Consider the following 21,275-nt stretch of genomic DNA (forward strand, 5'->3'; position numbering starts at 1 on the left):
ATGCTGCAAAATGGGCGCCGCTTTTTGATCCGGCCCTTAAAATGCCGGCTTTTTCATTGTCCTGATTCAATACATCAAGCCCCGGCACCCATTGCATGATGGCGGCTTTACAGGCAAAAGAGTGATCATATTTTATGACTCACCGCACATCCCGCGGACGCAAACGCTGGATCGCGCCCTCTTAAAAACCGGCAGCGTGACAAGGCCTGCAGTTCCGGATAAAATGGAAGCAGTACAACGCGAAAGAAGGCTTTTCCATGCATGTTTCCATTTTGATTACAATGTTTTTAACCGGACTTATTTTAGGATTTATCGGCGCAGGCGGTGCGGGCTTTATCATTTCCCTGCTGACAATTTTATTCGGCGTTTCGATCCATACCGCGCTTGCGACTGCTTTAACAGCCATGATCTTTTCTTCATTTTCCGGGGCGGTAAGCCATTACCGAGAAGGCAATGTCTCCATTAAAGCAGGCATTACAACCGGCATCATAGGCGCTGCCGGAGCCTGGGCCGGATCCCATGTCTCCGCGCATATTGCAAGCGGCGAACTAAAATGGCTCACCGCCGGCATGCTCATGTTCTCAGCCTTTCTGCTCTGGCTCAGAATGTTTTTGCTGCAAAAGCAATCCATCCAGGCAAAAAGCATTCCGTCCGGGCCCCGTTTTGTGGCCCGCTCGCTTTTGCTCGGCATCGTAACCGGGGCGCTCTCAGGGATGTTCGGGATCGGCTCGACGCCATTTATCCAGCTTGGCTTAATGATCCTTCTCGGCTTATCTGTCCGCCAGGCTGCCGGCACAACCATGATGGTCATTATCCCGATTGCAATAGGCGGCGGACTCGCCAGCTTCCAGCAAGGGACACTGGATCTCGGGCTGCTCGTGGAAGTCGTCATCGGCACAATGTCCGGCGCATACATCGGCGCCAAATTTACAAACCGCGCCCCCGTCCCGCTGCTCAAGTCTTCGATGATTGCCGTTCCAATTGTCGCAAGCTTGCTGCTGATTTTTTGAAAAAGGGGCTGTCCCAAAAGTCGTTAGACGGCTGATGGGAGCCCCTTCATTTTGAAAGGATGATCCAATTTGGTGTTTATGATGGTGAAATTCAGCCACTATTCCCGCAAGCGTTTCATGAATTTCATCGATCATCAGCGCACGAGCCAAAATAGGACAGCCCCTTTTTCCCGCTTTAAAAACGCGAGGATTTATCCTCTCTTGAAAATCCGCTGTCCCGTCCAAAAAGTTGCTGGTTCTGGCCGAAAACGATGTCCCGGCATGAAAAAGTGAGCCTTTCACTCTTCCCCCCGCTCGTTTAAACGGCTGCAGCCGGAGCCAGTTCGATTGCCGGCCCAAAAAATTCATAGCGGATATTTTCTTTGGCCACGCCAAGCTCAGTTAAAATTTGCACCGTATTTTTCAAAAATGGGACCGGACCGCAAATATAACAAACCGTTTGCGCAGTTACCACCTTTCCCAAAAATGCTTTGGAAAGATGGCCTGTGAAATCGCAGCCGCTGTTTTCATAAAGGGGATGCCCGTACCCGAAATAATAATGCCCGTTTTCAAGCTTTTCAATATGGTGTTTTGCTTCCGCTTTAAAAGCATGGAAATCTTCATTGCGGGCAGCATGAATAAAATGGATTTCGCGTTTAGAGCCGGCATCCGCTAAAGCTTCCAGCATGCTCATCAGCGGCGTCAGGCCGACCCCGCCGCTGATCAGGGCAACCGGTGCTGGTTCATCGGCAAGTGTGAAGGCGCCGGCCGGTGCGCTGATCTCAAGCTCATCCCCCGTTTTGACATGATCATGTAAATACGTTGACACCTTTCCATTTGGTTCATGATCCGCTTCCCGTTTCACCGAAATCCGGAAGTACTCATGTCCCGGCCCGCATGAAAGGCTGTACTGGCGGTTAAACAAGTATGTCTCACCCGGAATTTTTACTCTCAGCGTGAGATATTGTCCCGGAAGATAGGACGGCACCGGGCCCCCGTCCGCCGGTTTTAAATAAAAGGACGTAATGGCATTGCTTTCTTTTACTTTTTTTACAACTGTGAACGGTTTAAAGCCTTCCCATCCTCCTCTTTTGGTTTCCGCTTCCCGGTACATTTTTTTCTCGACTTCGATGAAAACGTCGGCAATGGATCCGTATGCTTCAGCCCAAGCCTGCAAAACCTCTTCCGTGGCCGCATCTCCTAATACTTCTTTAATGGCTTTCAGCAGAAATTCCCCGACAATCGGATAATGCTCCGGTTGAATGCCCAGGCCGCGGTGTTTGTGTGCAATTTGTTCCACAACCGGCAAGATCGTTTCCAAATGGTCAATATAAGAAGCAGCCGCTAATACAGCATTGGCAAGTGCTGTTTGCTGCCTTCCCTGTGACTGATTCGTTTGATTAAAAATATTCAGCAGCTCGGGGTGTGCGGCAAACATCGTTTTATAGAAGTATGTAGTAATGTCCGTCCCCTGTGTTTTTAATACGGGCACAGTTGATTTTACGATCTCAATGGTTTTCTGCGATAACATGATTTTCACTCTCCAAATAGTAGTATTTAAAATATATCTTTAAGATAGTGCTTCTTCGTTTTTAAAGCAATATTTTAAATATATCTTTAATAATGTTGTCACATTTTCCGGAAAGGAAAAAAATGAACGCCATTTTCGGCGGGAACAGGTATAATGGGATTGGCAGGTGATATCAATGCGTTTAACCCATTACTCTGATTATGCTTTGCGCGAATTAATCTATCTCGCTTCATTGGAAGAAGGAAAATTAGCCAGCATCAAAGAAATCGCGGATGCCTACAACATCTCAAAAAATCATTTAATGAAAATCACATACGAGTTAAGCCAGCTCGGGCTGGTGAAAACAGTGCGCGGAAGGGGAGGCGGCATATGCCTGAACAAACATCCTCGCGAAATTAATGTTGGAAAACTGATCCGCATAACAGAAGATGATTTTAAATTGGTGGAATGTATGGAAGATGGGGCCTCTGCCTGTATCATCTCCCCCGTTTGCGGATTAAAGCATGTTTTAAACGAAGCCCTCGTCGCTTATCTCCGCGTGCTCGACAAATATACACTGGAAGATTTAGTAAAAGACCCCCTGTCCTACCGGCAGCTGCTTGCACACTAACAACCAGGGCCGCACTTTTGAAATGCCCGGCCCTGGTTAAACCGGAATTTTTAACGTTTCCTTCCCCACTATTATGCTTAAGTCCCCCCTCTCCCTCTTTATTTCTCTTTTATTCCGAAAAATGCCCATTCCAAAAAAATTTTGTCTATCGCTCCCAAAAAGTGTTAAAATGATAGATAAATTATATAAATATAAAAATTTTGGTGAAGGTGGTTTGGCGATGTTAAAGGAAGCTTTTTTAAATACTTTGTATGATGCTTACAAAAATGGAAAAGCGCTGAACAAGGATGTTTTTCCGTCAGGCATCGATTTAGATGAGGCTTACCGGATGCAGCATGCTTTTACTGCAGCAAAAAAAGAAAACCATGAAACGTTAAAAGGATATAAGATCAGCATGACAAGCCCTGAAACACAGGCATTATTCGATGCGCGCGAACCATTGTACGGCGAGTTGACAGATCAACAAGTGGCAAACCATATATCCCTGAGCAAAGATACGCTTCATCCATTGATCGAATTGGAATTGGTTTTTCTTGTAAAGGAGCGGCTTACGGCAGATGCGTCTGAAGCAGAAATCATCCAAAAGACACAAGTTGCGCCGGGATTGGAAATTCCTGATTCCCGATTCAAGGACTGGTTCCCTAAAATGCCAAAAGAACAAGTTTGCGCAGACGGGGCTGTCGGCGGAAAAGTGGCTTTTGGGGAAGCCAAAGATTATACATATCGCGATATTGATGATATCCATGGCCAATTGCTCCTTAACGGTAAAGTGCTCGATGAAGGCAAATCTTCAGCTGTCATGGGGCATCCGCTTCATGCCGTAAAATGGCTGCTGAAAAAACTGGGCGAACACCAGGCAGCGCTTGAACCGGGCATGTTTGTCTCATCCGGCACATTTGTCCTGCCGAAGCCGCTGGAAGCCGGAACATACAGCGGAAAATTTGAAGGAATTGGCACGGTGAAGTTGGCGGTCACAGAATAGGAATGAAGCACCCGCACAGATAATGAACGGCAAAAAACATCTCCGGCAATGCCAACAGGAGATGTTTTTTTGCGGACATACAGGCACGTGTTTAAAATTAACCGCGTTTGCAGATTTCCCCCGGCACTTAAAATGGATGGCTTTCAAAATCGGCCGGGGTTCCCAGTCCATGCCGCACCAGACAGGCAAAATGGGTTTTCAAAAAGAGAAAGGGATCATATAACCGGCCAGTTGATCCATGGTTTTACAAAATTATATTCCTTCCGGACGGTACAATGGCTGCAGGTTTTCAAGATCTTCTATGAACAGATGGATGTCTTCCGCGGATAAATGGACCGGCATTTGATCATATAAAGTCAGAATTTGGCCTTCATGGTCATCCCGGTGCTTCTTTAAATAATCATATAAGGATCTGAACTGGTTTACATTGATGATCGATGCTGTAACAAATTGTTTGATATGCTGCAGTGAGAATTCATTCCGCTTCTTATCAAATTCTCCTTTAATCACATTCCCTTTGATGTGCATCACGCACCTCCCACTCCGGTTGATGGATAAGATTGTTTTGCCCTTTTGCCTGGTTTTCATTCACCTTATTGCCGCCATTCTTTCAAGGCGGTAATAAGGTGCCCTGACGGCGGCGGGTAAGCAGGCCAACCATTCCGGGCGTCAATATGGTCGCACCAGGGCCGATATGGACACCGCTTATTCCTTCCACCTTTGATGAAAAGACAGTGGAAAGCTTCGGGCTTAAAACCCCCGCTCGGACGCCCGGGGCAGCCGGCCGACCATGCAGGTGCATATGTGCTTTTAGCTTCCGATGAAGGGGCCTATATTACCGGGCAGTGCATCCATATTAACGGCGGCATGGCAATGTCATCCTGATTGTAAAAAAAACTGCAGAAAATCTTTTCTGCAGTTTTTTAACGCTTCCAGCCAAATATTAAGGGCCTTGGCCAACAGAAAAATCGCCAAATTTTTTGGCGCTTTTTCTGTTTAAAGGCTGAGCCGGGACCCGGAAAAAGCCGGCAAGCCTGCCATCTCCGGCAAATAAAGTAATGCAAATTCCCTACAGCCGTTTAATTGTACAGGCGCTTATTTTCCTCTTGTTTTTCCATCAGCCACCATAATGAATGTCTTGGATTTTCTACAGCTTCTTTATACTCCGTCTTCGTCGCCACCGTTGGGTACGAACCCTTTAGAGATTTTCCGGAAGTACTGCGGAATAAGAATAGTATGACGAAAAAGCCGATAAAGCTAAAGATTGTCAGATAGAAAGCAGGCGCCAAGGCATTGCCGGTTTGGTGGACCAGCCATGTTGAGATGAGCGGGGTAGTGCCGCCAAATAATGATACAGAAACATTAAACGTCACAGCCAGTGTTCTGTGCCGAATATCCGTGTAGAACATTGTTGGCAAAGTACCAGGCATCGTGCCTTCATAAGTCGAAAGCAAAATACCTAAAATGAGAATACCTAAAAATATGAATAAGATTGTATTCATATTGATGAAGTAAAATGCAGGGACAGATAATAATGTTAACCCGCCCAAGCCCATGATTAAAACCGTCTTGTTTCCAATTTTGTCGCTGAGCTTCCCAAACAATAAAGCGAGCGGGACCATAATCACCATAATCAGCGTAATCAATACCGTCCCTGCTGAACCGGATAAACCAATAACCTCATCTAAATACGATGGCATGTAGGATAATAACATATAGTTTGTAACATTAAAGAATGCGACAGATACGAAACATACCAGAATGTCCTTTTTATGGTTTTTTAAAATCGAAAGGAAGCTTTCCTCCTGGATACCTTCCTCGGAAAGTTCATTTTCAAAAATGGGTGTTTCCTCTAAATGGGCTCTCAAGTAAAACCCAACCAGCCCTAAAGGCAAGCCAAGCAAAAATGGAATTCGCCAGCCCCATGTGACCATCTGCTGGTCAGTTAGCGTGATGAAGAGCGTACTGGCAAGGAGTGAAGCTAATATATAGCCGGCAAGCGTACCGATTTCCAGTCCGCTTCCAAGCACATTACGCTTATTGTCCGGGGAAGATTCTGCAATATAGACCATGGCGCCGGCATATTCGCCGCCAGTTGAAAAGCCCTGAATAATTCTGGCTACTAATAAGAACACCGGGGCCCATATTCCAATTTGATCATACGTAGGTAATAAACCGATTAGGAGTGTGGAAAAGGCCATCAAAATAATCGTGATGGTTAAAACGACTTTTCTTCCATATTTATCTCCGATTCTGCCGAATATAATCCCGCCTAAAGGGCGCATTAAAAAGGCAATCGCAAATGTGGCAAATGTAAACATTAATTTCAGCTCGTCATTCTCCACGGCACTAAAAAAGTTCCGGCTGATAATGACCGCTAAATAAGAATACAAGCCAAAATCAAACCATTCCATCGCGTTTCCTACTCCCGTAGCAAACACACTTTTTTTCGTTTGTCGAATATTAACGATGTTAATTTTTTTCTTGTTAAATACCATTTTTCAAATCTACTCCTTATATGATAGTTTTCGGCATCTGTCTTCCCTTCTATAAAGATTCGTTTTTTTGATACTTGCATTGATAAAAGATTTTTTCATCTTCCGGCATTTGTTTTGGTTTTCTTTTTCAAAAACCCGCAGACGAATGCAATGGGAATCATCATTGAAATTCAAAAACCACTCGTCGATACTTCGGCATTTCTGCTAATATTTCCAGAAAAACCACCGAATAGATGGCAGGCATATGAAGTGCAAGAAATTGATAAACAACTCGAAGATAGCGGGCAAGTGTGCAGTAAGCAAAGTGAAAAAGGGCTTAAAATGGACTGTGACGGACGGGAAATGGAGGCTTAAGGCGCCTCTAAAGATTTTTACGGGCAGCTGGTTTCCCCACCTATCTTCTTTATACCTTAAATAGTGAAAGCGGGTTATAATGCCGTTAAAGACGGGACACATCACGGATGAATAACCGGACAGCGCTCAACAGCTTTTTTGAACGGTTCATTGATTAGTTTACCATAATCGAAAAATTAACGCAAAGAATCAGCTTACCCCCATTATTTCAACGGATCAGGCCAACAACAATGCTGTAAAATGGTCATTCAATATGTGCTTAAATACCTCTATTTTTGTCTCACAATTATAAAAAAGCTGCTTATGTTCTTCACACTTTTATCTCCCACCTGCTCTTCCCCGTCTCCACAAAGGATACAAGCGATGTAAGCGCCATCTCCGCCATATCGCTAACCGCCTGGTTGGGGTAAAACGCAGTATGCGGTGTGACGATCACATTGGGAAAAGATCTCAAAATTGCCAGCTGGCGGTGGTCCAAAATATCCGTGCGGCGGTCATAATGAAAAATTCCTTCCTCATCCTCCAGCACATCAATCCCGGCAGCGCCGGCTTTCCCCGCCTCAATCCCGGCGATGAGCGCATACGTATCCACTTCAGCACCATGGGAACAATTGATGATGCATACGCCGTCCTTATTTTTGCAATACGTTCTTGGTTAATCATATGGTATGTACTTTCAAACAAGGGTGTGTGGATAGTAATCACATCGCTTTCCTCCAGCAGTTCATCCAAAGATACATATTTCAGGATGCCGCGCAATTCATCCCTTTCAACATATTTGTCATAAGGTTCTTACGAATTTCCTTATTCTTTAGTGGAATAAATCCACGAGCTTTAATTGTCTGATTGCTTACAGCCTCAGGGATGTAGCATTCTGGCAAAGGCTCTTAAGATAATGTCCATTAAACCGTAGTGATGATCGCCGTTAAGCTGTATTTGATAATTTCTTCTTGGAATTACTGCGTGATGTCATAATGGTTACAATAATAGCAATCATCACTCCAATTGCGCCAACCCAGGTAACAGAAGCTAGGGAACCTTGTTTGACCGCAATTCCGCCTACACCTGCACCAGCTGCGATGGCAAGCTGCATCATTGATTGATTAAGTCCAAGTAATACACTGGATGAGTCAGGTTCAATGGCAGCTAAGTGGAATTGTTGCGTAGGACCTGATGTCCATGCCGAAAATGACCATAAAACCAGAATCACCATGACCCCAATAAACGTGTTGGTGACAAGTGATAATAAGATGAGCATGAGGATATGCAATGCCATCCCGCCAGCTAATGTAAAGGTAACGCCCCATCTATCTGTACTGTATCCACCGAATTTAGAACCGATCAAACTGGCAATACCAAATATCAGCAACGCCCCACTCAGCAAATTTTCGTGTACACCGGAAATATTAAGAAGATAGGGAGATATATAGGTGTAGGCAACAGAATACCCACCCAGCCAGAAAAAGGTGATCGCCAATCCCAGTGCAACTTTTCGTCTTTTTAAAAGCGCAAGTTGTTTTAATAAAGGTACTGGTTTATCTCCATCTTCTTTCGGAATAGTAAAGAACATCACGATAATCTCCAGGATTCCAAGTAGAGCAATCCCACAAAAGATATATTTCCAACCAAATACATCTGAAATAACTCTTCCAAGCGGAACTCCAATCACTAACGATGTTGTAAGTCCCGTCATGACTGTTGCTATAGCACTTCCTTGTTTGCCCTTCTGTGCTATTTTGGCAGCAATCGTTAAAGAAGTAACAACAACTATGCCTGCCCCGAGCGCCATGATAATTCGGGCAACAAAAAACCAACCATAACCAGGCGAAAAAAATGCCAGAATATTGGACAGGACGAATAATCCGAGTGAATAAAGAATGAGATTGCGCCGATCCATACGTGCTGTCAATGCCAAGAAAATAGGGGTAAAAATCCCATATACAAGTGAAAAAATCGTGATAAACTGTCCTGCTGTTGAAATTGTTATTCCAAAGGTTTTAGAAACGTTATCCAAAATACCGGAAATGATATATTGAGTTGTGCCAACTAAAAAGCTATTAATGGCTAAAATGTAAATTTTCAAGGTACTTGACAATTTCATACACTCCTTTATTTTAGTTAAAAATTTACATATTAAAATATGTCGATATGATTATTGGAATAAAAACTGAATTCCTTGAAACAGAATTCAGTTATCGTATTACAGTTCTTTTTTTAAAAGCTCCACAATTTCACGAATGGCATTCTCATCCCTTTTGTAGTACGTAAACTTTCCGATTCTTTTTGTTTTTAACAGTCCTGCTTTGGAAAGGATCATAAGATATTGAGAAGCTGTTGATTGCGTCATTTTTAATTTTTCAGTCATCTGGCCGACACATACCCCGGTTTTATTCATATCAACTCCTTCATGAGGCACAAAATAACGTTCGGGTTCTTTCAGCCATTGCAACATTTGCAATCTTGATTCATTGGATAGGGCTTTAAAAACTTCAATTAGTTCCATACAATGATCATATCACAAAATCACGATATGTCAATATAAATAGGCCGTCTGAACAAAAGAATTCAAACGGCCGGATCATGAGCATTGGTTTAGCAGCTCTTTGTAAAATGCTTGGACACAAAGTCCAAGTATTTTTATTGATGATCGCTCATTTTATTTTAAATTTGATATCCCTCATTTTAACATTGAATAAGCAAAGGAATCAGCAATCGGGTAGGATGTGAGTCGTATTTGATTAACCGAACTCATACACTAATGGTTAGTCGCTGTCTCCCCTACAAATCGCCATGCGCTGTACACTGGAAAAGCACGGAATCCCGGGACTCCGTGCTTTTCAATTAATCCTTAATCTCCCACCTGCTCTTCCCCGTCTCCATAAAGGATACAAGCGATGTAAGCGCCATCTCCACCATATCGCTAACCGCCTGATCGGTGTAAAACGCAGTGTGCGGCGTGACGATCACATTGGGAAAAGATCTCAGAGCGGCCAGCTGGCGGTGGGCCAAAATATCCGCGCGGCGGTCATAATGAAAAATTCCTTCCTCATCCTCCAGCACATCAATCCCGGCAGCGCCGACTTTCCCCCTCAATCCCTGCGATGAGCGCATCCGTATCCACTACGGCACCGCGGGAACAATTGATGATGCATACGCCGTCCTTCATTTTTGCAATACGATCCTGGTTAATCATATGGTATGTACGATCAAACAAGGGGGTGTGGATGGTAATCACATCGCTTTCCTCCAGCAGTTCATCCAACGATACATATTTCAGGATGCCGCGCAATTCATCCCTTTCAACAGTATCGTGTGCAATGAGGTTGCAGCCAAAACCGGCCAAATTTTTTGCAACAATGCTGCCGATTCTGCCGGCGCCAATAATCCCGATCGTTAAGTTGCGCATTTCCCTGCCCTGAATCCCTTCCACAGAAAAATCCTGTGCCTCGACACGGCTTAAGATCTGTTTTGCTTTCCGCACACACATCAAAATCAGCATCGTTGCAAAATCGGCCACGCAATAAGGCGAATACGCCACATTCGAAAAACGGATGCCATATGCTTTTGCGGCTTCCTGATCGATATGATTATATCCTGCAGTCCTCAGGCCGATATACTTCACGCCGACATCCCTTAAAGCCTTGAAAGTCCCGGAGCCGACCGGATAATTCCCAAGGATCGTCACGCTTCAGCGCCTTTTGCTTCCATTGCCGTTTCAGGGGTTAACACATCATCAATATACTTGATGTCCAAATCAAATTTTCTCGCGAATTTTTGAAATAAGGGGAACTCATCCGCCCTCGTCTCATAGGCAACAACTTTCCTCATATATAAAATAAACCCAAATTACGAAAGTGCAGCGATTTGATAGCTAAAATCCACACACGTGGAAGTAAATGTAAAATATGGAATCCAAATCTATAATTTCAGGTGGTTGAAGGTATACTTTCCCCCTCCCCACCTTTGCGGGCTTTTTAATTTCCAGTATTCAGTTCCTGTCTCTCAATCAATCATGCGCACACTTTGAATCATTTTCCGGAATGCCCATTTGTGGGCATATGTCTCACAAATGTTCAATGAGACCCTCCGCTGTGAGACGTCAGCACGCCGGCCGAATAAATAAACTCTCTTCGAAACCGCCTGATGGTATAGGACTTGAACGCAGCCGGGCAATGGTCCTTTTTAAAGATCTCGAATAAATTGTACGCCAGTAATTTAATCAGAAGAGCCATATGATTTGCCCCGAAAGAATCTGTTGGAATCTTGTCCATTGAAAAACCATATTTAGACTCTTTGATATAGTTTTCCAGGCAGGCTCTCTGGTTGTAAAATCTCCAAATATCCATAGGTTCCCAGTCCATCGTTGTCACAATGGTTTCATAATCCCAGAGAAAATCAAACAATTGAAGCTGGTCTTCCTCATACTTGTCAGCTTTTCGGATGACCGCAACTCTTCTTGGCTTTTCCCAGGAAGTTGCTTGGTAGTAGACTGTTTTTCCCTCTATAACAATCAGCTCATCATCAACATACCGGATCCACGGAGAATTGTCGTTTTCAACATACTTTTTCAATCTTGATGTCCATTTCAGTTTGCCGGCGTAGTTAATCTTCTGCTGCTCCCAATAACTGTAAAACTTTTCTCCGCCAAATCCCTTGTCAAAACGGGCGTACCGGATAAGGTACTGAGCGGAAAGCAATCGATAGGTTTCCTCGGCAAATTCAATTCCGTTGTCAGCTGAATGGACGTTTCCCGGTCTTAGCACACCGTTTAAGCAAAGATGGGATTTTCCTTCAAAAACGAGAAGGGGGTGGTAGCTTTTTCTGCCCGGCTTATGGGGGTTCACCCCGATTTTCGCTCCCTCCTGGTTTCCATAAACCGTTTCGACACTTGAATCAAAGTCAAGAATGAGATCGGAATCCAGCCATGGTTCGATGATGTCCATCACCCGTTCTTTGAATTCTATGGCAGCATCCTCGATTTTCTCCAACCTTAATAGATCCTTGCTTAAAAGCGTATAATGCGGGCATTTTCCTCCTAAGAAAGCACGAATCAAAGGGTCATTCTGGAGTGATTGAAAATGAAACATACGGGAGCAATCTGCCATCCAGCCCGCAATCAGATATACAAATATTTTACTTAGAGGAAATTTGGCATTGTCTTTCTTTAAGCAATCAAACCCCCGGAAAGTCTGCTGGATTTTCATCCGTTCCAGAAATTGCAGAAATGGGAGGATGCCACTAAATTTTGTACTATTCTTTAAATTGAATTCATATTTAATTCTTGAGACAGGAATGATATAATTCACCTTAAAGGTGCCCCTTTCTTGGTTATTGTTTTTTTCTCAAAATCAATTATACCAAAGGATGGGGCACTTTTTTATTTTAAATTACTATTTTACTTTCGTAATCTGGGATAATGATTCCCAGTATAGCCATCATACCCCTGTTTGGATAAAATTTTACAGATTCAGTTTCCATTTTCCATCCCTCCATATTTCATTTAATATATAAAAATGTTAAAATCCATTAATCATTTTCTTCAGGCAATAGCCCATACCCGACACTCATTTCCGCATAATGCTTTCCCGACGGGTCTGTCTTGTATTCCACAAATACAGGTGTCAACTGTACGATGTTATGGTTATCGAAGTAATCCACCAGTTCCCAGTACTTGACCTGCGACTGAACATGAAAGTCTTCAGTGATCCTTGTCACAAGCATTGAGGAAACGTAAAAATAGCTGCGGAAAAAAATAAGTTCATCCGGGATTACACAATAGTCTTCTTCAATTTGCAAAAAAATTTCTGCTGCCATCACTTCATCACGCGGATCGCTCATCATTGAAAAAAACATCTTTCCATTCGGATGATAGCCGTGATCGGTCAGGATTTTATCAAAATCTTCAACAGCCAGTTGAATTTCTTCCGGGACAAAATTATACAGTTTAGAGACGATATTGCGATGGGCAATGTGATGGTTTTCAAAAATCATGACAGTTCCTCCTCAATCGGCACATACAAATCGATCAGGACATCATCAAAAACCTCCAAAAGAACAATGTAGTAAATGTCTTTCAGCTTTATGTTTTCTTTTTCCGCATATTTTTTTACTTTCTCATAAGCTGCATAAAAATCAAGTTCTTCATCAGCCTGGCGCAGGCAAAGTGCATTGTTTAATTCAAACCGTTCTTGAAAGTGGATAGGTTTTTCATTATTCGTCTTTACCGGTAAATTAATTGGTAAATAAAATGTAAAATGTCCGAACTTCTCTTCCCCTTCAACGGGTGCGACAGAGAAAAATACCGGCCCGTTTTGATATACGTTTTCCAGCAACGGCAACCCTTCCATCATAAGATAAGATTCAGTCCAGTCTTCTTTTAATTGGGTCGTTTCATAGACCATTACATTATCAAATAAGAGCGAACGTTTTTCAATTTTCATTTCCATCTTCCTTTCCAGATTTTTAATCAGTGGTACCAATTTTTAAATTTATCAATTATTACATTTGTCTTCTCATTATCCTCCGTTTTTTTGCTGCTTTTATCTACATAAACAGTGCCCGCTTCAATTACCGGTATTTTTTTCTTTCTGCCCTCTATTTCTTCGGAAAAAGGATATAAATTACCCTCTTTATCAAAATTGAAGCTTTTAAACCTGAACTTGCAGTATAAAATCACCAACTGTTCAGGAAGAACAAAAAGTGCTGAATAAAATATCAATATAGGAAAAATAACTGACATAAAAAAGTCAATATCTATAATGCGAACATTTCTTGATAAAAAGGTAATGATAAGGGATAAGCCAGTTCCTGAAGTAACAAGCACCGGGATTAAGGCCTTCATATTTTTCTCCATAAAAATTCTCTCAATATCTTTCTTTGAATTCCTCTCATAAGCACCTTTCTTTAGTAAAATATAAAACCGAACGGATGTAGCGATAAAAACCAGCATTCCAATAATTAGTACAACTTTCGTAAACAGAATTAAAAAAACTGATCCAACCTCCCTTTCTCCCATTAACAACAATGCCAGTAATAGTGGAGATACGGAAGCGACATTTTGCGAAGTGAGAATTATAATCATGTATTGTACCTTTTGGCTTCTTTTATAGATAAAAGGTATACAATATACAACCGACAACACTGCCAGGATTACGGTAATACGAAGATGAACCGATAATATTTCATATTTTTTAGGGAAGTGGGAAAACGCTGCAAAATGATACTCCATATATATAAGAAGTGCTTGAATTAATACAAATAAAAATAAAGCAATACTCATATTACCCGGCGTCTGTCTTCCCGATTCAAAAGGCAATCTTAATGCTGTAAAACTGCTTTCTGATAATTTTTTTTTCATAAATATATTCCTCCCTCAATGGTACCAACTTTTTAGTTTATCCATAATTGAATCTTTTCTTTCTCTCCCGTATGCATCTTTTGTTCTATTATTTATCAAATATACAATTGCAAGGGAGAGACCGTAACCCACAACAAGTCCTATCCCTGGAAATGCAAGACCAAATGCTGTAGTCAGCCCACCTTGAATCGCTCCGCTGACGGCTAAATCAACTCCAGTATCTACTGTTGCCCTTGCAGCCGCTTTTTTTACATTAAGTCCATCATCTTTTGCATCATGATAATTACTGTAATAACTTAATCCTGAACCTACAGGTCCCAATGCTTTAGATAAACTTCTGCTTTTTAAGAATGGTTTTAAATTAACTGCATCTTTTAAAGCATCTTTTGCCCCCTTTACTGTTGCTTTCCCAATCGACTTGAATATAAATTTTAAATCCGGTTTGTCATCCCAATATTCTAATTGTTTATATTTTTGGATCGCTTCCTCCCCTGTTTTGGACCAACCGGATTGCCCTTTTTTCTTAGTTGCATATTTTAAAGTTGCTTTATTATTTTCAGCACGTTTTAATTGTTTTGCATTTGGTTTTTTATTATTTTTAGGTAAGCCCTTATTTAACTGGCGAATTGCCTCCTGGTCAGGATTGATCCCCAGCTTTTCTAAAGCTTCTTTAGTAGCATAAATCCGGTAATATTTTTTCCCGTTTATATTTACCACTTCAGTTTGTAAACCAGCATTTTTTGCTACTTGAAGTAACTTATACCCCTTTGCAGTTTCTGAAACGAGTGTCTTTACGTCATTAAATTGTGATATAGCTTTATTAAGAGTGACTAGTTCGGCTTTAGCCGACCCATTATAATACTCCGAAAACCGGTTCCCTTTATCCAATTTCCCAACATCTTGAAGGATCGCTTCCAGTTGATCTAGTAAGTCATCCATTTTGGCTGCGTCATTTTTTCCTTTTGATGTAAAACTGTGCAGTTTATCTTCCGTTTTTTGAATGAGCTGAACAGCAGTTTTCTTATCGTTGGCAGCATCCGATAAGCTTGGCGGGGTCAAGCTGCTGATATCGGATATTTTTTGGATAATTGCTTTTATATTCGAATGGGATTCGGATACTTTTGAGTATTGGTCATTTAACTTTGTTTGTTCATCTTTTAAATAGTCGCTGTCTAAATGTGCTGCGTTGCTTGAATCAACTTCTGACTGGAACGATACAATATGGCTGGATAATTGGGTACTCAAGCTTTCAAATAAAGTTGTAAAGTTTTCCGTTATTTTTATATGAAAATCTTTGAGATAATCTTTCGCAGAATCTGCTGTTAAACCAGTAAAAGAGTCCATTGCTGCAATTTGATTTGCGCTTTTCTTAATGGCATTCAGCTGGCTTTTTATCTTGCTTGTTGCTGACTTCAGTTCGTCCGAGAAAGCAATTACCTCCGCCATATCGACTTTGTTGCCCATCATTTTCCTCCCTGTATTCGTGAATTTTAACCTGCATACGGCTGTAAAAATAATTAAATTAGATGTTTTGGATGATTGCGGATTTTATTGAACACGAATGGTACCGATAATACACAACTTGGCATTCCCAGGCTAGCTTTTTGAAAATTTATTTATACAATATTCGACTCTTCGCTCTTTGGTATGGGGAAAGATAAAATCATAGTCAGTTTGACATGGAGCCTCTGCGGGCATGATTACGAAGCCAAGCCGCCAATTAATAAGGAAAATTGGCTTTCGCACAACAGGCTATCATGCCCGCCACTCCATGTAAAACCTCCGAAGCTACTTCTTCTTCCCACATGATTTAGCGAGGAGGCCAATATTCCCTATAAGCCAGTTAGTATTTTAATTTCATTTTTTCATTGACCAGCAGGTTATCAAATACGGGCCATTTTTTTTCGATTGTTTTTTTGCTTACCTTTCGCGTCCTTAGACACCGAATATAAATTTCCATTTTGATCAAAATTAAAACTTTTAAAACGGAACTTGCAATATAGTATAACAAGCTGTTCAGGAAGTACAAAAAGCATCGTTAAAAAAATTATAATGCCAAACAAAACATAGACCAGGACATTGAAATCCAATCTTGTAACACTTCTTTCCAAAGCACGAAGGGTTAAGAATAACCCCGTCCCGGATGCGATTATAGTTGGCAGGTATGCTGCAATATTCTTTTCAAGCTTTCCTCTTAATAAATCTCTTTTGCTTCCTTTTCTGTAAGCTCCTTTTGCCAATAATATATAGAAACGTATACTCGTAACTAAAAATACAAATGCTCCACAAACAAGTAAAATTATTGTCAGGTTTAGGAATACTTCTCGTGAAATTTCACCATAAATGCCTATCAGAAAAAACATTGATATAAAAACTGAAATGCCAGCCAAATTTTGAGATAAAACAATCGTTAGAAAATATTGCATTTTTTGGCTTCTGATGTTTATAGCCGAAATAGCATAAGCCAAAGAGAAAACTATTAATAATAATGAAAACCATAGATGAAATGTAAAAATTTCAGTAGCATTTGGATAATAGGTTTGTTTCATGAAACGGTGTTCTATAAAAAGCATTAATATTTGGAAGACGCTACCCAAGAGTAAGGCCAACCCAAGAGATCCCGGAGTTTGTCTCCTCGATTCAAAAGGACCTCTTAAAGCTAAAAAATCTTGTATTTTAAATTTTTTTAACATGGTTATTCCTCCCTTAATGGTACCAGCTTTTTAATTTATCCATATAAGAATCCTTCTTTTCTCTTCCATATTTATCTTTCGATCTCTGATTTAAACCGATGTTAGCGAGAACGCCTACCCCGAACCCAACTGCGGCGCCTACTCCCGGAATTGGTATCAACATTTGAAAAGATGCAACAAGGCCAGCTTGGACCGCTCCTCCAACCGCAGTATCAATGACTGTATCTGCCGTTGCACGTACTGCTGCCTTTTTCTTGTTTAAACCATCATCAGTGGCATCGTGGTAATTGCTATAATAACTAAGTCCAGCCCCTACTATTCCGAGTGATTTGCCAAATCCTCCTTTTTTAGCGACAGAGACAACATCAACAGAATCTTTTAATGAATTTTTTACCCCTTTTACAGCCGCATTTCCAACAGTTTTTAAGAACTGTTTTACATCTATACTATTTTTGAGATCTATTTCACCTATTACATAATTAAGTGCCTCGTATTTTTTTACGGCTGCTTCGCCAGTTTTAGACCACACTAAGGAATTTTTGTGTTTTGCATTATATTTTAAAACAGCTGTATTTGTATTCGCTCTGTGAATATCCTTAGCTGTAAATTCCCTTTTTTCGGGTAATCGATATCTTAATTGTTTTTCCGCCACTTCATCCGGTTCTATCCCTAAAATTCTTAATGCTTCTCTTGTTACCCTTATTGTATAATATCTTTTCCCGCGGACTCTTGTTACCTTTACTTGCAATCCAGCTTTTTTTGCTGCTTCAATTAATGGACGGTTTTTAATGTAACCAATCGTTACAGTTTTAATTTTATCAAAATTTTCATTTAGGTTTTTCATCATAACAGCAACCTGATTTGCCGACCCATTATAATACTCCGAAAACCGGTTCCCTTTATCCATTTTTCCAACATCTTTAAGGATCGCTTCCAGTTGATCTAACAGTTCATCCATTTTGGCCGCGTCTTTTTTTCCTTTTGTAGTAAAGTTGTGCAGTTTATCTTCCGTTTTTTGTAAGATCTGGACAGCTGTTTTCTTATCCGTGGCAGCCTCTGATAAGCTTGGCGGTTTTAGACTGCTGATATCGGAAATTTTTTGAATCGTGGCTTTCAAATTCGAATGGGATTCAGATACTTTTGAGTATTGGTCACTTACCTTTGTTTGTTCATCTTTTAAATAGCCGCTATCTAAAAGCGCTGCGTTGCTTGAATCGACTTCTGACTGGAACGATACAATATGACTGGATAATTGTGTACTCAAGCTTTCAAATAAAGTGGTAAAATTATCCGCTATTTTCATATGAAAATCTTTAAGATAATCTTTCGCGGAATCTGCTGTTAATCCAGTAAAGGAATTCATTTCTGCAATTTGATTTGTGCTTTTCTTAATGGCATCGAGCTGGCTTTTTAACGAACTTGCCGCCGATTTCAATTCATCCGAAAAAGAAACGACTTCAGTCATCTCAACTTTGTTACCCATGGTTTGCCTCCTTTACTGTTGCAATTTTCGATAATTATCATAGGATTTTTCAATTTGCTCATCGAGTTTCTTGATGGATTCCCCGGTGTTCTTAAGGGTCTGAATATCTGCTTCCAAAATCGATTTGTATTTTCTGAGCAGTTCCATCGCCTTTGTCACTTGTTTCAGCTCTTCTTTAAACGGGTTAATGTTTGTCTGGTCAAAAGACGTTGTTTTGATGAGATTGGTCTCCATGTCTGACACGGCTGCCTGCAGTTGTTCAATATTTGAATCGAACAATTCAACATTCAGTTTAGTTTCTCCCATGTAAAGTCACCTCTATTTTTTGTTTTGCGCAGTCTCAATGAGGCTTGACACGTTTGAAATCTGTGCGGCAATACTAGATAAGCTGTCTTGGTACATGGAACGTTTGCTTTCTTCACGTCTGATTTCGTCGCTCAACTGCTCCTTTTTATTTTCCGCTTTTTTTAAATAGTTATTTATACTTTTCTGGTAAACATCATAAGCCTCCTCAAATTTCCCCTTTTTTTCACCTTTCCACTTGCTGCCGTCGATTTCAAAACTTAAAATTGGCTTTGCTTTGTCCTGTAAATTGGAAATTTCCTTTTCCAGTTCTCCTAAAGCACTTTTTAATCTCTTAATCTTTGCGTTTATATCTGCCAGATCCTGCTGAATGTGAATTTTTTGGCTTGAGAGCCTGGACTTCTGATTCATCAAAGTATGCACCATTTCATCCATCATACATCCATCCTTTTATTGAGGAATTTTAATTCTTTCATATTGATAGTCACGAACAAAATAACCCTCGTACGGTTTTGGATACTTTTCATTAGAAATATATGATTGTTTAAATACATCCTGATCACTTAGACGCATACTAATCAGCCCTGTCTCCACATAATCACGTACAAGTCTTGGCACTTCTTCAAAACTTTGGCCCACATAAGCATATTCTGATCCGATGATAAAATGAATGGCTGTTTTGGGTCCATTCTTCAGCAGCTTATTCATTTCTTCTGCTGTGAGATTTGTCCGCCGGCAGAAGTCTTTTAAATCGGAAATAAAGATTATCCAATTGGGATCAAGTAAACCGGTTTTCATTCTTTTTTCTATTTCAACCAGCAGATCATTTTTCACCCTAGAGATGCTTTCCTGCTCCGAAATATAGGCATGAAGCTGTGAAGCTATCCGTGACAAAGATTGTTCACCCGAATCAATCACCATAATTTGCTTCTTATTTTTTACAAGTGACAAATTTTTCGTGACCGATTCTCTCAATCGGCTCAATTCATCCAGCCGGTCGCTCATCAAGAGAAAGGGACCGCTGGCATTCGTGTCAATCGCAATTGGTGTTACATTTTCAAACTCCAGCCCGATTGGAATCCATCCTTTTTCAGCATATTCCTTTGCAGCCGGATTTGCTGCAAACTGCGGAAATTCAAGCACTTCCGGCATCACCGGAATTGGGGCAGGCCGCTTTCCGTTCCAGAACCGGTCCATTTCCTTTGCTTCTTTTTGGATACTTTCTATGACAGCAAGGGTATCCGTTCCGCTCACCGGCAATGCGGTTTGAAACAATATCGGATTATCCAACTTTACGATCCCTCTTCCCGGAATTTCCTCAATTTCAATATCTGTTTTCCCTACAATGGCGCGTACATCTGTACGATCTATTAAATACAATGGAATTTGTATTTTAATATTTGATAATACTTGCATCCGCATTGCGTTTTGCCGGCTGGCGCTGATAACAAGATGCAGGCCGATACTTGCTCCTTCCCTGGCAATTTGTGTAATCATTTTCTCAAAAGCATCCGAATCATCCGCTTCCCTGACAGCGTCATAATTATCTATGACAAAAAGCAGGTTAGGAACATGTTCTTTGCTTGCTTTCTCGTACATTTTCAGGTTTGCAACCCCGTACTGGCTAAGCCGCCTTTTCCGCTTTTTAATCTCCGATGAAGTAAGCCGGATCAGTTTTGAGATCTTTTCCGTTTCATCAATCATGATCGTATCAGCAACATGCGGAAGTTCCTTTAACGGGAGCAAGCCGTTTGTACCGAAATCAAGCAAATATATATGCAAGTTTCCCGGGTTGTTCACTCTGGCCAGATCCATTACCGTTGTTTGGAGAAATGTAGATTTTCCGTACCCCGGACTTAAATAAATCAAGATGTGTCCATCTTTCGCCATATTGAGCTGCAGCACCTTTTGTTCTTGCATTTCAGGCAAATCCGCAAAACCAATCACCGGCTCAAGATCTGTTTTTTCATTTTGCCAACATTCCCTAAAATCCACCGCATGCAATTCCGGCAGATAGATCTGCTCTTCAAGCGGCGGCAGCCACGGTTTTGGTAGTTGGGCGATGCCGAGTTTTTTGGCGCGGGCATGGATCCAATCGACGACGGCTTCGAGTTCGGTCGGGACTTTGGTAATTTCTTTCTGGTTAGCAAGCCCGCTTAAGTCTGCAGAAATAGGTTCGTACTGGCCAAGGTCGTTGATCGCATAAATCGTAGTGTCCAACATGTCCTGGTCGTCCTGGTCCGGGACGTAGTTGGCGCCGCTTCATGCGCTTTGGAACAGTTCGTATATTTCATTGTTGCCGACCTGCAAGTAGGCGCGGCCCGGCAAGGTGATCTCTGCAGCATCCGGCGTTTTTAAAATTTCCATGGAATCGCTTGTGTTTTGGACTTTGAGCGACAGTTTGAATTTCGAGTTGGACCAGAATTGGTCGTCGACAACCCCGCTCGGTTTTTGCGTTGCCAAAATCAAATGGAT

Annotated in this window: 22 protein-coding genes and 3 pseudogenes; 5 read left to right on the forward strand and 20 right to left on the reverse strand. The window is 41.4% G+C overall.

From position 1 onward, the window contains the following. Positions 1-257 precede the first annotated feature (257 nt). On the forward strand, positions 258-1,010 hold the full coding sequence (locus P9687_RS02450) for a sulfite exporter TauE/SafE family protein (protein ID WP_013858876.1): 753 nt from the start codon (positions 258-260) through the stop codon (positions 1,008-1,010). A gap of 298 nt (positions 1,011-1,308) precedes the next feature. On the opposite strand, the gene hmpA is transcribed toward P9687_RS02450, so the two are convergent. Further along, on the reverse strand, positions 1,309-2,520 hold the full coding sequence (gene hmpA, locus P9687_RS02455) for an NO-inducible flavohemoprotein (protein WP_014095649.1): 1,212 nt from the start codon (positions 2,518-2,520) through the stop codon (positions 1,309-1,311). A 175-nt stretch (positions 2,521-2,695) separates the two neighbouring features. On the opposite strand from hmpA, the gene P9687_RS02460 reads away from it, so the two are divergent. Together P9687_RS02460 and P9687_RS02465 are read left to right on the forward strand one after the other, a co-directional pair. Next, the gene (locus P9687_RS02460) at positions 2,696-3,130 is read left to right on the forward strand and encodes an Rrf2 family transcriptional regulator (RefSeq protein ID WP_013858874.1); all 435 of its coding nucleotides are present in this window, start codon (positions 2,696-2,698) and stop codon (positions 3,128-3,130) included. Positions 3,131-3,350: 220 nt separating this feature from the next. Further along, positions 3,351-4,112: a 2-keto-4-pentenoate hydratase gene (locus P9687_RS02465; protein WP_046721188.1), complete on the forward strand. Its 762-nt coding sequence runs from the start codon at positions 3,351-3,353 to the stop codon at positions 4,110-4,112. A gap of 252 nt (positions 4,113-4,364) precedes the next feature. Here the strand turns inward: P9687_RS02465 and P9687_RS02470 are convergent, their stop codons facing one another. Next, a complete protein-coding gene (locus P9687_RS02470) occupies positions 4,365-4,640 on the reverse strand; it encodes a hypothetical protein (protein ID WP_168985967.1) in 276 nt (91 codons plus the stop codon). 140 nt (positions 4,641-4,780) lie between these two features. Between P9687_RS02470 and P9687_RS02475 the strand changes: the two are divergent. Continuing rightward, positions 4,781-4,997, forward strand: a pseudogene (locus P9687_RS02475) (SDR family oxidoreductase); the annotation flags it as partial. 194 nt (positions 4,998-5,191) lie between these two features. Here P9687_RS02475 and P9687_RS02480 read toward each other — a convergent pair. Further along, positions 5,192-6,610 (reverse strand): MFS transporter, encoded by a 1,419-nt coding sequence (locus P9687_RS02480; RefSeq protein WP_013858870.1) that lies wholly within the window; start codon positions 6,608-6,610, stop codon positions 5,192-5,194. A gap of 150 nt (positions 6,611-6,760) precedes the next feature. Between P9687_RS02480 and P9687_RS02485 the strand changes: the two genes are divergently transcribed. After that, a complete protein-coding gene (locus P9687_RS02485) occupies positions 6,761-6,964 on the forward strand; it encodes a hypothetical protein (RefSeq protein WP_041818886.1) in 204 nt (67 codons plus the stop codon). A gap of 310 nt (positions 6,965-7,274) precedes the next feature. On the opposite strand, the pseudogene P9687_RS17290 reads toward P9687_RS02485, so the two are convergent. The 17 genes and pseudogenes from P9687_RS17290 to P9687_RS02575 form a co-directional block, all read right to left on the reverse strand. Then, positions 7,275-7,723: pseudogene (locus tag P9687_RS17290) on the reverse strand (NAD(P)-dependent oxidoreductase). A 166-nt stretch (positions 7,724-7,889) separates the two neighbouring features. Continuing rightward, positions 7,890-9,059 (reverse strand): MFS transporter, encoded by a 1,170-nt coding sequence (locus tag P9687_RS02500; RefSeq protein WP_168985966.1) that lies wholly within the window; start codon positions 9,057-9,059, stop codon positions 7,890-7,892. Between the two features lie 105 nt (positions 9,060-9,164). Then, positions 9,165-9,467, reverse strand: a complete 303-nt coding sequence (locus P9687_RS02505) for an ArsR/SmtB family transcription factor (RefSeq protein ID WP_161655980.1) — start codon at positions 9,465-9,467, stop codon at positions 9,165-9,167. 338 nt (positions 9,468-9,805) lie between these two features. Then, positions 9,806-10,057: a hypothetical protein gene (locus P9687_RS02510; RefSeq protein WP_328221286.1), complete on the reverse strand. Its 252-nt coding sequence runs from the start codon at positions 10,055-10,057 to the stop codon at positions 9,806-9,808. Next, positions 10,026-10,649, reverse strand: a complete 624-nt coding sequence (locus tag P9687_RS02515; RefSeq protein ID WP_328221288.1) for an NAD(P)-dependent oxidoreductase — start codon at positions 10,647-10,649, stop codon at positions 10,026-10,028. Before P9687_RS02515 ends, P9687_RS02510 begins: the two co-directional genes overlap by 32 nt. After that, positions 10,646-10,792 carry a hypothetical protein gene (locus P9687_RS02520; protein WP_017552129.1) on the reverse strand — a complete coding sequence of 49 codons (147 nt, stop codon included), beginning with the start codon at positions 10,790-10,792 and terminating at the stop codon, positions 10,646-10,648. Before P9687_RS02520 ends, P9687_RS02515 begins: the two co-directional genes overlap by 4 nt. Positions 10,793-10,966: 174 nt before the next feature. Then, a pseudogene (locus P9687_RS02525) lies at positions 10,967-12,270 on the reverse strand (IS1380-like element ISBco2 family transposase). Positions 12,271-12,490: 220 nt separating this feature from the next. Continuing rightward, on the reverse strand, positions 12,491-12,955 hold the full coding sequence (locus tag P9687_RS02530) for a DUF5085 family protein (protein WP_161655483.1): 465 nt from the start codon (positions 12,953-12,955) through the stop codon (positions 12,491-12,493). Continuing rightward, a complete protein-coding gene (locus P9687_RS02535; RefSeq protein WP_168986112.1) occupies positions 12,952-13,404 on the reverse strand; it encodes a DUF5085 family protein in 453 nt (150 codons plus the stop codon). Before P9687_RS02535 ends, P9687_RS02530 begins: the two co-directional genes overlap by 4 nt. A 26-nt stretch (positions 13,405-13,430) precedes the next feature. Beyond that, positions 13,431-14,321, reverse strand: a complete 891-nt coding sequence (locus P9687_RS02540) for a hypothetical protein (RefSeq protein ID WP_061575513.1) — start codon at positions 14,319-14,321, stop codon at positions 13,431-13,433. A 15-nt stretch (positions 14,322-14,336) separates the two neighbouring features. Further along, positions 14,337-15,785, reverse strand: a complete 1,449-nt coding sequence (locus P9687_RS02545) for a T7SS effector LXG polymorphic toxin (protein WP_168986111.1) — start codon at positions 15,783-15,785, stop codon at positions 14,337-14,339. Between the two features lie 419 nt (positions 15,786-16,204). Next, positions 16,205-17,014: a hypothetical protein gene (locus P9687_RS02550; RefSeq protein WP_168986110.1), complete on the reverse strand. Its 810-nt coding sequence runs from the start codon at positions 17,012-17,014 to the stop codon at positions 16,205-16,207. A 13-nt stretch (positions 17,015-17,027) separates the two neighbouring features. Further along, entirely contained in the window at positions 17,028-18,497 is a 1,470-nt protein-coding gene (locus tag P9687_RS02555) for a T7SS effector LXG polymorphic toxin (RefSeq protein ID WP_328220725.1), read from the reverse strand. 12 nt (positions 18,498-18,509) lie between these two features. Beyond that, entirely contained in the window at positions 18,510-18,803 is a 294-nt protein-coding gene (locus tag P9687_RS02560) for a TIGR04197 family type VII secretion effector (protein ID WP_168985964.1), read from the reverse strand. Between the two features lie 12 nt (positions 18,804-18,815). Then, complete coding sequence (locus P9687_RS02565) at positions 18,816-19,235, reverse strand: YwqH-like family protein (protein ID WP_041818881.1); 420 nt, start codon at positions 19,233-19,235, stop codon at positions 18,816-18,818. A gap of 15 nt (positions 19,236-19,250) precedes the next feature. Further along, entirely contained in the window at positions 19,251-21,023 is a 1,773-nt protein-coding gene (locus tag P9687_RS02570; RefSeq protein ID WP_168985963.1) for an FtsK/SpoIIIE domain-containing protein, read from the reverse strand. 39 nt (positions 21,024-21,062) lie between these two features. Continuing rightward, positions 21,063-21,275 (reverse strand): hypothetical protein (locus P9687_RS02575; protein ID WP_328228859.1); only part of this gene is annotated, 213 nt, incomplete at its 5' end.

This window comes from Weizmannia sp. CD-2023, from assembly GCF_036225245.1.
Lineage (GTDB): Bacteria > Bacillota > Bacilli > Bacillales > Bacillaceae_C > Weizmannia > Weizmannia faecalis.

Excerpts from the sequence above, each read along its gene's own strand:
- P9687_RS02465 (WP_046721188.1), top strand. The coding sequence starts at position 3,351 with ATGTTAAAGGAAGCTTTTTTAAATACTTTGTATGATGCTTACAAAAAT.
- P9687_RS02535 (WP_168986112.1), bottom strand. The coding sequence starts at position 13,404 with ATGAAAATTGAAAAACGTTCGCTCTTATTTGATAATGTAATGGTCTAT.
- P9687_RS02450 (WP_013858876.1), top strand. The coding sequence starts at position 258 with ATGCATGTTTCCATTTTGATTACAATGTTTTTAACCGGACTTATTTTA.
- P9687_RS02565 (WP_041818881.1), bottom strand. The coding sequence starts at position 19,235 with ATGGATGAAATGGTGCATACTTTGATGAATCAGAAGTCCAGGCTCTCA.
- P9687_RS02505 (WP_161655980.1), bottom strand. The coding sequence starts at position 9,467 with ATGGAACTAATTGAAGTTTTTAAAGCCCTATCCAATGAATCAAGATTG.
- P9687_RS02460 (WP_013858874.1), top strand. The coding sequence starts at position 2,696 with ATGCGTTTAACCCATTACTCTGATTATGCTTTGCGCGAATTAATCTAT.
- P9687_RS02540 (WP_061575513.1), bottom strand. The coding sequence starts at position 14,321 with ATGAAAAAAAAATTATCAGAAAGCAGTTTTACAGCATTAAGATTGCCT.
- P9687_RS02470 (WP_168985967.1), bottom strand. The coding sequence starts at position 4,640 with ATGCACATCAAAGGGAATGTGATTAAAGGAGAATTTGATAAGAAGCGG.
- P9687_RS02545 (WP_168986111.1), bottom strand. The coding sequence starts at position 15,785 with ATGGGCAACAAAGTCGATATGGCGGAGGTAATTGCTTTCTCGGACGAA.
- P9687_RS02560 (WP_168985964.1), bottom strand. The coding sequence starts at position 18,803 with ATGGGAGAAACTAAACTGAATGTTGAATTGTTCGATTCAAATATTGAA.
- P9687_RS02530 (WP_161655483.1), bottom strand. The coding sequence starts at position 12,955 with ATGATTTTTGAAAACCATCACATTGCCCATCGCAATATCGTCTCTAAA.
- P9687_RS02485 (WP_041818886.1), top strand. The coding sequence starts at position 6,761 with ATGGGAATCATCATTGAAATTCAAAAACCACTCGTCGATACTTCGGCA.
- P9687_RS02550 (WP_168986110.1), bottom strand. The coding sequence starts at position 17,014 with ATGTTAAAAAAATTTAAAATACAAGATTTTTTAGCTTTAAGAGGTCCT.
- P9687_RS02480 (WP_013858870.1), bottom strand. The coding sequence starts at position 6,610 with ATGGTATTTAACAAGAAAAAAATTAACATCGTTAATATTCGACAAACG.
- hmpA (WP_014095649.1), bottom strand. The coding sequence starts at position 2,520 with ATGTTATCGCAGAAAACCATTGAGATCGTAAAATCAACTGTGCCCGTA.
- P9687_RS02520 (WP_017552129.1), bottom strand. The coding sequence starts at position 10,792 with ATGAGGAAAGTTGTTGCCTATGAGACGAGGGCGGATGAGTTCCCCTTA.
- P9687_RS02570 (WP_168985963.1), bottom strand. The coding sequence starts at position 21,023 with ATGTTGGACACTACGATTTATGCGATCAACGACCTTGGCCAGTACGAA.
- P9687_RS02555 (WP_328220725.1), bottom strand. The coding sequence starts at position 18,497 with ATGGGTAACAAAGTTGAGATGACTGAAGTCGTTTCTTTTTCGGATGAA.